The organism is Corallococcus sp. CA053C (genome assembly GCF_003611675.1).
GTDB lineage: Bacteria > Myxococcota > Myxococcia > Myxococcales > Myxococcaceae > Corallococcus.
On sequence record NZ_RAWA01000734.1, the window covers coordinates 1 to 2,001 of the forward strand.

The 2,001-nt window shown below is 74.9% G+C and carries 1 protein-coding gene; it reads left to right on the forward strand.

The features are described from left to right. Nucleotides 1-164 precede the first annotated feature (164 nt). Nucleotides 165-2,001: serine/threonine-protein kinase (locus D7V97_RS42690; RefSeq protein ID WP_147445246.1), on the forward strand; the 1,837-nt coding region annotated here is incomplete at its 3' end.

Consider the following 2,001-nt stretch of genomic DNA (forward strand, 5'->3'; position numbering starts at 1 on the left):
GCCCGGCCCCGCCCGCGCTGCCCCGGCTGCACCCTGGAGTTGCCTCGCGGCCGACGCGGTGAGTCGTGCGTGTGGTGCGGCTTCGTCTTCGCCGCCGTGACCCGCCGTCCGCGTGGGACGGGCCCACAACCCCGCAGGGCGAACGCCAAGTCGCGGAAGGCGCGATGAGCGGGACGTACCGACTCACCGGACGCACGGAGACGGGAGACCTCGCGGAGCTGTACGAGGCCCTGCTGCTGCCCACCATCCCCGTCGCGGTGAAGCTGTTCCTGCCGCGCACGTCCGACCCCGCCTATGCCCGCGAGCTGGCGGAGACCGTCCGGCGCCTGCAGCCCGTGCGGCATCCCGGCCTCCTCCACGTGGTGGACCTGGGCTTCGTGCGTCAGCGGCTCGCCGTGGTACGGGAGGACGTGGACGGCTTCACGCTGGGCGTCGCGCTCCAGCGCCTCAACACGAAGGAGGTGCTGCTGCCGCCCACCGTCGCGCTCTCCATCGTCATCCAGCTGCTGGATGCGGTGCAGCTCGCGCACGACGCGGGCGTCGTCCACGGGGCCCTCACCCCCGGCAACCTGCTGCTCGCCCGCGAGGGCCATGCGGCCATCTGCGACTTCGGCGCGCTCCAGGCGCTGCTCGCCGTGCCGCAGCTCAAGAAGACCTTCGCGCACCGGGGTCGCAGCGCCTACCGCGCACCCGAGGTCGCGCGCGGCGAGCCGCCCACGGAGGCCTCCGACGTCTACTCGCTCGGCGCCATCGCCTACGAACTGCTCACGCTGCGCGAGGCCGTGGTGCCCGGCAGCGGCGTGAGCACCCGCCGCGAGACGCTGCCGCCTCCCAGCCGGTTGGATCGGCGCATCAACTCGCGGCTGGATCCGGTGGTGATGCGCGCGTTGGATCCGGCGCCGCAGCGGCGCTTCCGTGAGTGCGGCGAGTTCGCCCAGGCGCTGCGCAACTTCCTCTCCGCCAGCGGCGGCCTGTCCGGTCCGGAAGACGTGGCGCGCTTCGTGTCGGAGCTGTTCCCCAACGAGGTCAGCCTCGCCGCGCCCGGGCCCGTGCCGTTCGCGGAGCCCTTCCAACTGGAGCCCATCTCCGGCGCGGAGATGGAGGACCTGCACGCCGAGGAGCTGGAGGCGTCCATCGTCCAGCGCGCGCCGTACACCCGCGCGCCCACGGAGTACGAGGCGTCCGCGGACACGCAGGACGCCGCCCCCGGCTTCGAGGAGTTCCGCCCCGAGGACTACGTGTCGGATCCGCCGCCGGAGGCCTCGGATCATGAAGAAGCCCCGGAGCCTCCCGCCGACGGAGAGGCGAGGAGCACCGACCCCTCGCATGCGGGCCCGCTGGAGCAGGGCTGGGACGCGCCGCCCGGGGTCCTCGCGCAGAAGTCCCGACGTCAGGTCGTTCCGCAGGGAGGCGCGGACGGGCACTCGGGCACGCGCGTCGGGCGCAACCCGCGCATGAAGATGGTGGAGGACTTCTCCTCGCCGCCGCCGCTGGGCACGCCACTGGGCACGGACGAAGAGCCCGCGCCCTCCACCCGTCGTCCCGCCCTGCGTCCCGCGCGGGGTGCCGCAGGCAGGCCGCCCGGCCAGGAGACGTTGGTGCTTCCCTCCGCGGGGACACCCCAGGCGGGCGCCAGCGCGAACCAGGGCAGGGGACCCGAGGCCGCGGAGCCTCCCGCACCCCGCCAGGAGCGCCGGGGCCGCGCCGAACCCACCGAGGCGCTCGCCGCCGAACCCCGGACCCCCTCGCCGCGCCCGGACCGCCGCGCCCGTCCGGATGCGAAAGCCGAGGCCCGCTCGCGCCACGACATCGCGCTGCCCGCGCCCTCGGATCGGCACCTGCCCGTGTCGCAGCGCTTCGACACGGTGGAGACGCCGCGCATGGATCCGCTGGCCGCGGCCACCCGTCGCAAGCGCCTGCGCGTCATCGCCGCCGGCATCGCCGCGGTGGGCCTCTTCATCTTCGTCGTCGCCGCGTGGCGGCTGGGGCTGGACCCCGTCC